Genomic DNA, 6253 nt, shown 5'->3' with positions numbered 1-6253 from the left:
GCCGCGCGGGCGTATTCGCGGCTCGTCAGCTTCGAGCCATGGGAGTGGAGGAAGGCGAGAAGAGTTTTTTCAAGTTTCGGGTCCAGGGCCGGGAGGTTTGGCAGAATCTCAAGATCCTTTTGAGATATTTCCAGCATGGGGCACTCCTGATTTTTTTGGAGTATGTCAGACCCTGAAGGTTGGAAGAATGCATTTTCTTCCAACCTTTACTTGATATCCAAGCCGTGTCTTATTTTCTTGACAAATCGAATACAATTTGAATCAAGATATAGGTTTACTTTCTGACAAGTGTACCCACGCTTCTCTACTGGGCGGCGTACCTGAAACCATTCAGGCCCCGGTATCAGCTCACCTAGCAGGATTGCCGGAAGGATCAACCAAATGGCCACCACAAGTTATCCTACTGGGACGTACTTTCTTACGATTCCGCTCAATGATTTGAAAGAACAACTAACAGATCAGCTGACAGAAGGCCGGGAAATTCTCGCGCACATGAGAACAAACAATTCGAACGAAGAATTTAAAACTGACAAAATCAGATACAAAACGTGGAATGATTACAATTCTACACTGCTTCAGTCCGCCTTTACGGACATTCGACAATTCAGAGGCTACCGGTACTGCGTCCCGACCTTCTTCGATTTGAAGGATGAGTGCGATATGGATACGTGGCTGGAATATACTGAAATCCTGGAAGAGGAGCTTCGTTATCTTGAAAGCGTTTTGAAGCAGAGCCGTCTCTTTCGACAATACGATGCCTCCATCCCGGTTATTTCCGAAAATCAGCCAAACCTTCAACCGAAAGGCCCTTCGATGTCCAGTTCAGCAAAACAAGCTCAGCTCAATCCTATGCGATTGGGCGCAACATGGCCCACGATCAGGGGAACTCTGCGCGATCTTTCTTTCTCGACGATCGAAGATATCATGGGAAAGGCCGGACTCGCCGTTCAAACGCTTCATCACCTGTCTCAAAGCAGCGGAACTTCCAAGTCCACTCTGCTTAAAGCATGCGAAGAGCTGTTCATTGCCGAATCCCCGGAGGCACAGGACCGTGTGGTTAGAACAACAATCGGAGAGATTATCCGGCTTAGCCCTGACAAAAAGGATGAAATCCAGGAAGCATTGGAGCGCGTTGGTTGGAGTCTGAGCGGCTCAGTCCCATGCCCCTTGCACATTCAGATTGATATTGATACGAGCACACTGCCAGCCGCTCAGCAGCAGGCAATCCGTGATGCTCTAAGGCGGTACAGCTCGGGTGATATTTCAGGAGCGATCACAAAAATTTGCGGGGCAGTAGATCAACTGACGAGCGAGATTTACCAACAGAACGGATTTTCTAACCACGCAACTGACGCCTACCAAGAAAAAGTCAATACTGCTTTCAAGGCCAACGAAGTCTCTTTTAAGAGTTCGCTTGGTGAAATTGACGAAAAAACGCGAAACTTGATCTGGCAGAACGCCAAAGGCGCTATCAACCAAAGCGCCTATGTACTAAGCGCGTTCCGACGACAATACTCCGATGCCCACGGAAATATAATCACTGGAGCAAACTCGCAATACGCGCAGACGGCGCTCGATAATGCTATATTCATTATCCGATCGCTCCTAAATACCAGCAACCAGGGACGCCCGTTAACGCAGTAGAACCGACTATGGGCTCGACCGAGTGAGAGAAAACCTACCCTGATTTTTACATCAAAAATTTGGCGTGGGTTATGTTGTACACACCAAGCAAGGACTTGGCTGTGAACTCCTGCAGGCTGATTGATTGAACTGTTTCGAGGGCAAAATTTATGAAAGCACTTGACCTACGTTTGCTTCAGCTCGATGAAGTCGACCGTAAGGAACTTGAAATTTTCTTTGCCGAAGAACGCTGGACGGAATTTGACATGTTAACTGAAACTGTCGCATCGAAAGTCGTCTGGGCACATGACAGCGTTGTTCTATATCACGGAACCCGTCTCCCAAATGCAGCGCTGGTTCGGGACCGTGGATTGAAACTCATGACCGCCAATGATCTCGCAGAGCTTGTAGCGCCCCTTTGGTCGCGGCCTGCTCACCTATGACTTGCTGGAGTTCGGCTATCTGCTTGTCCTGCTCAGAAAAACGGTCCTTGGCATTAGACTTGAGGCCTTGAGTCCCCGACTTGACAAAGTCGATCCAACTCGGGTATTTATGTTGAACTTCATCCGGTATCATAGCTTCAGGGCTTGATCTTCCGATGGATTTCGTCGGGAAACATGCCGATGTTCACGAAATTCAAAAGCCGATTAACGACCAAATTTTGCTTAAATTGTGTTCAGACCTGACAAAAATTTTCATGTTGTGGAGCCATGTTTGATCAGGGGATCGCTTTTCTGCTTCGCGCAAGCCTTTTCGGAGCTTCAGAAAAACCCGGAAGGGCTGAAGCCTCTTAATGGGCTTCAGCAAAGACTTGAAAACGCCTTACTGACCAACCCGCCTAAACTTATAAGGCCCTGATTCAGATCCCCATACCTGCAATCCTGCAGCATCAAAGCCACGGTCCCAGGAGTCAATGCCCACGGGGCCAAGTGTAACTTCAGAACTTGTCGATGTTGCTCCACCGAAGCTGCTGGGACAGCCCTTCTTGGGCGTGCTGCCGGAGTAGAAACCGTTTTCTTTGCCAAGAAAAACGGAACAATCACTGGCCGCCAAAAGCCTGGCTTCGATCACCCGCTCGTCGTCTGGTTTTAGGCAAAGACCGACAAGTGTTGATTCGTCCGTGTAACGATAGACCCTTGATTCGACGTTGTTTCCAGCTTCTGTGATCCAGTAGAGTCGAACGCGGTAGGGACGGTTTATATTGTAATTGACGGCCTGTTCAACATGGAGAGCTATGCCAAGTTCCTGAGATTCGAGTCCCTTGAGCTGGACCTGGCAGCTTTTTAAGGAAACAGCGACAAAACGATTATCGGCTGCAGCCTGTTCATTGTTATTGAAGGTGCCTGTAAGCCAGGTCGCTGCTTCTTCAATCGTAGCATCCTCACTTGCCATGACATCTGCAAGCGCCAGGGGAGGGGTGATCATCACAGTCAGCCCGAACACAGTCTGCTTCCACGTATTCTTCATCATGTTAAAGTCTCAATCGAAGGTTAAATCTGAATGACTCTCTTGAAAGCCTGCACTATAGACGAAGTTTGCCTATGGGTGAAGATTGTAGGTCCAAATGTCTGATCTGGAGTCCACGATAATAGGCCGGCGCTTTCCTGGCTTTGGACAGTTGGAGGTTTATTTTTTGCTGGACCCCTTTGGGAGGTGTTTTAAAAGTTCAAATAAAGCTGGACAGATGCAGCGCTTTCACCCGCCAAAAACTGAACCGTACACCCACTGGAATCAGCACCTGGAAACCAGTCAACATCAACTGCATATAGTTTCTGTATCAATTCGGGGTTGAGGTCGGTGGTCTTGAGCAGCTTGACGCTGCTTAATTCACATTCGAATCCGCCGTAGGTTTCAGTCACGACCACATCAGGATCCTTGTTCTCGACTGATTTTTTTTCCGTGACAGTAAAAACAAGGGTGATCTCCTTGAAGCCAGCAACATCAATATCCAGTTGATTTCCAGGCGTGAGTATGTAGGTGGATTGATTGCTGGCAGAGGCGGAAGACGCACCGATAGATAGCGATCCTGCTGCCAATAAAGTCATGATTTTTTTCATCGCGGTTCTCCGCTTGGGTGGGTTCAGGGATATCTGTGTCGCCTATCTCGTAGCAGACTGAGAATGTTAATTCAAAGAATTTATTTGCTCACGAAGGTCAGTCAGGATTGTAGTGAATAAGTGATCGGGACGTGATGACCATAATCAAAAAGCTAAATGTTGCCTCGATCGACGAACAAAAATAACCAGGAAGCTCGCACCGGCACCGAACTGTGGCTGCCTATGTAAACCACAATAGCCTCCACTTCGCCTTTCGCGAAAGCAGAAAACATCTTTATATTTGAGTTTAAGTTTTACATCTGATACCCATGCAGGTCCCTGCACCTTCATGCAGGTAACCCACACTGAGGTATTTATGAAATTTCCTGGACTGCTGGTATCCCTTCTTTTTGCCTCCTCTTCTTCCATTTTTGCAGGCACATTGCAATTTCAAGACCAGAGCCTCAACGATGCGTCTGAAAATTATGAGCTTCTCAAGGCTGAGGCGCCTGCGCAGTATGAATATGCCGTGCGCTTTAACTATGGTGAAGAAGCCTTGGACCTTCTTGCCGAAGACCGGCTCAAAACTGTTTTGGAAAGCAGTATTTTGAACTCTTTGTGTGGCTCTTCGGCCAACGTCCTCTATACCTGCCCGGATCGACTGATTCTAAATGAATTTGTTGCGAGTACTTATGAACGCGTGGAACCGTTGATAAAAAATGCTCTGTCGTCAAGCCGTCCTTCTGCAGAGAAATCCGAATATTTCTTCGACCTAAGTACAAAGCTCACTGACATGGTGAATGATCCTGAAGCCTACTATGCCTTGTATGGTTCTGAGAGCAATTCATTTGGCAGTGCTGAAGTTATAACCGTAACAAGCTTGAAAACAGGGGAGACTATATTTATTGGTTCCGGCTGGGTCGAGTAAAATTATGCAGGCAAAAGAGCTGCAGGGTTTAGCTCAAGGCTACCACAGAGCAGTTGAGATAATTTTCCCAGGCAGCAGCCATTTGATATTTTGACCTCAGCTGGTTTGGTTTCCAGGCTTATGGTAGAGATTCAATCCCAATGGATTTGAAAAAGGAAATTCCATGCATGCTTTTCTTCTGACCGCCGCTTTGCTGTCATCAAATTCTGACGCCCCGACCATACTGAAAGCCATTGATAGCATCTGCGGAGACACCTGGTGTGAGGGGGATTTTGGCTTTCACTTTCAGAACGTCGTTCTTGATGCAAGTACCAATAGCACTACGGTTTTTTTCACAATCGGCATCAACGATCCAGTCGACATCACTCAAATTCAGCCCATTCAATTTCAAGCGAGTTGCACTGTTGCTGGATATTCAACCTTTACGACGATCATGCAATCAGATGATAGTCTGACTCAGGAATTTTACGCCCGCCTGACAGAATGTATCCAGGACGTGGAAGACAAGCTTTCAAAATTCTAGCACTTCGATGTGGACATTCTCCCCAAAGGGCCAAAGCCCTGAAAGGAAAGGTGGCACCGACAATTGACACCGGCGCGCTGCACGTTTTTCGTCGCGGCCGCGGGTGGCTCCTGTAGAACTTCGCTTTTTGGGCCAGCGGGTACATCCACTGACCGAAAACGTTATCGACTTTGAGGGAATTAGGGTTATGCGCATTTTTCTTGCGGCTTCGATACTTTGCCTGTCTGGTTTTGCCTGTTCCAAAGATCCTGACACATCCAACACAAAGTCACAAAGCGATCACGATCGCGACGGATTGCTCGTCCGTTGCGAGCAGCGTATGAAAAGCGGAAACCCCGTGAAACACTCTGAGCTGGAGATTTTTATCGTCAAAGAGCCGATAATTTCAGTCGCCGAGGGAATCGCCCTGGGATTCAAAGGGCGCTGGAACGAAGAGACCAGCCTTGGATATTCGCAGGGCGACCAACCGGCAATCGTTGGATTCTCGGAAAGCGGCAGGAAAGTCACTTTCACGATGGCCAAAAAAATCTGCCCAGGGCTTTGTGGCAACACCCTCATACTTACGACAGGGGGAGGGGATAGTGAAGAAAGCCAATTCATAGAAATCACAGAATTGACCCTCAATCAGGAAAAGGATTCAGTCAGAATAGAGGGTACAGATACGTCATCCCCTGCTGAACCCTGGGTTGGCAACTTTGAAAAGTGCAACGTAAAGAAAAGCGTACTCAAAGATATTCGTGCGTTATTGAAGTAACGTTCACAGCTGGGTGGCTGAGCCGCGAGGGCTAAAGCCATCAACCTGAAAAGATTGCAGCTGGAGCTCATTAGCAGCCACAAATCCGGCGCCCGGCCGACTGGAATGGATGGCCGCACTGAAGACAGTTGCGAATTTTGATTAGAATGCTGCTCAGCCCCATCATGGCGAGTCATCCTCCGTCCCGAAAAAGAAGTAGATCCGCAAAGGAGAAATTTCGTTTCCAAGCACATCATGCATGGGAAGGGTGGGACCGTCGGCTAATTGGTGTCTCCTAATCTGAAACCGTGGTAAAACGGTCAGAGAAAGAAACACCAAATGATAGCTCAAGTGTCTGTAATTAAGGTAGAAATCAAACTTCATGAAATTCCCAAAGCCATCGAGGCTTT

8 protein-coding genes are annotated in these 6253 nt (G+C 47.8%); 5 read left to right on the top strand and 3 right to left on the bottom strand.

Features of this window, described 5'->3' with window-relative positions:
• Positions 1-381 precede the first annotated feature (381 nt).
• Positions 382-1644 (top strand): hypothetical protein, encoded by a 1263-nt coding sequence (locus tag VE954_RS19490; RefSeq protein WP_324955829.1) that lies wholly within the window; start codon positions 382-384, stop codon positions 1642-1644.
• Between the two features lie 149 nt (positions 1645-1793).
• Positions 1794-2066 (top strand): hypothetical protein, encoded by a 273-nt coding sequence (locus VE954_RS19485; RefSeq protein ID WP_324955827.1) that lies wholly within the window; start codon positions 1794-1796, stop codon positions 2064-2066.
• A gap of 379 nt (positions 2067-2445) precedes the next feature.
• On the opposite strand, the gene VE954_RS19480 is transcribed toward VE954_RS19485, so the two are convergent.
• Both VE954_RS19480 and VE954_RS19475 read right to left on the bottom strand, forming a co-directional pair.
• Positions 2446-3093, bottom strand: coding sequence for a chromophore lyase CpcT/CpeT (locus VE954_RS19480; RefSeq protein ID WP_324955825.1), 648 nt, complete (start codon positions 3091-3093; stop codon positions 2446-2448).
• A 188-nt stretch (positions 3094-3281) separates the two neighbouring features.
• Entirely contained in the window at positions 3282-3680 is a 399-nt protein-coding gene (locus VE954_RS19475; RefSeq protein WP_324955823.1) for a hypothetical protein, read from the bottom strand.
• A 355-nt stretch (positions 3681-4035) separates the two neighbouring features.
• Here VE954_RS19475 and VE954_RS19470 point away from each other — a divergent pair, with 355 nt between their 5' ends.
• The 3 genes from VE954_RS19470 to VE954_RS19460 all read left to right on the top strand — a co-directional run bounded on the left by VE954_RS19470 (position 4036) and on the right by VE954_RS19460 (position 5864).
• Positions 4036-4587, top strand: coding sequence for a hypothetical protein (locus VE954_RS19470; RefSeq protein WP_324955822.1), 552 nt, complete (start codon positions 4036-4038; stop codon positions 4585-4587).
• A gap of 163 nt (positions 4588-4750) precedes the next feature.
• Entirely contained in the window at positions 4751-5110 is a 360-nt protein-coding gene (locus tag VE954_RS19465) for a hypothetical protein (RefSeq protein ID WP_324955820.1), read from the top strand.
• Positions 5111-5297: 187 nt separating this feature from the next.
• Positions 5298-5864, top strand: coding sequence for a hypothetical protein (locus VE954_RS19460; RefSeq protein ID WP_324955818.1), 567 nt, complete (start codon positions 5298-5300; stop codon positions 5862-5864).
• Between the two features lie 162 nt (positions 5865-6026).
• Here VE954_RS19460 and VE954_RS19455 read toward each other — a convergent pair.
• Positions 6027-6253: hypothetical protein (locus VE954_RS19455; RefSeq protein ID WP_324955816.1), on the bottom strand; the 227-nt coding region annotated here is incomplete at its 5' end.

It is taken from the genome of Oligoflexus sp., from assembly GCF_035638955.1.
GTDB lineage: Bacteria > Bdellovibrionota_B > Oligoflexia > Oligoflexales > Oligoflexaceae > Oligoflexus.
This window is presented reverse-complemented; position numbering and strand designations above follow the sequence as displayed.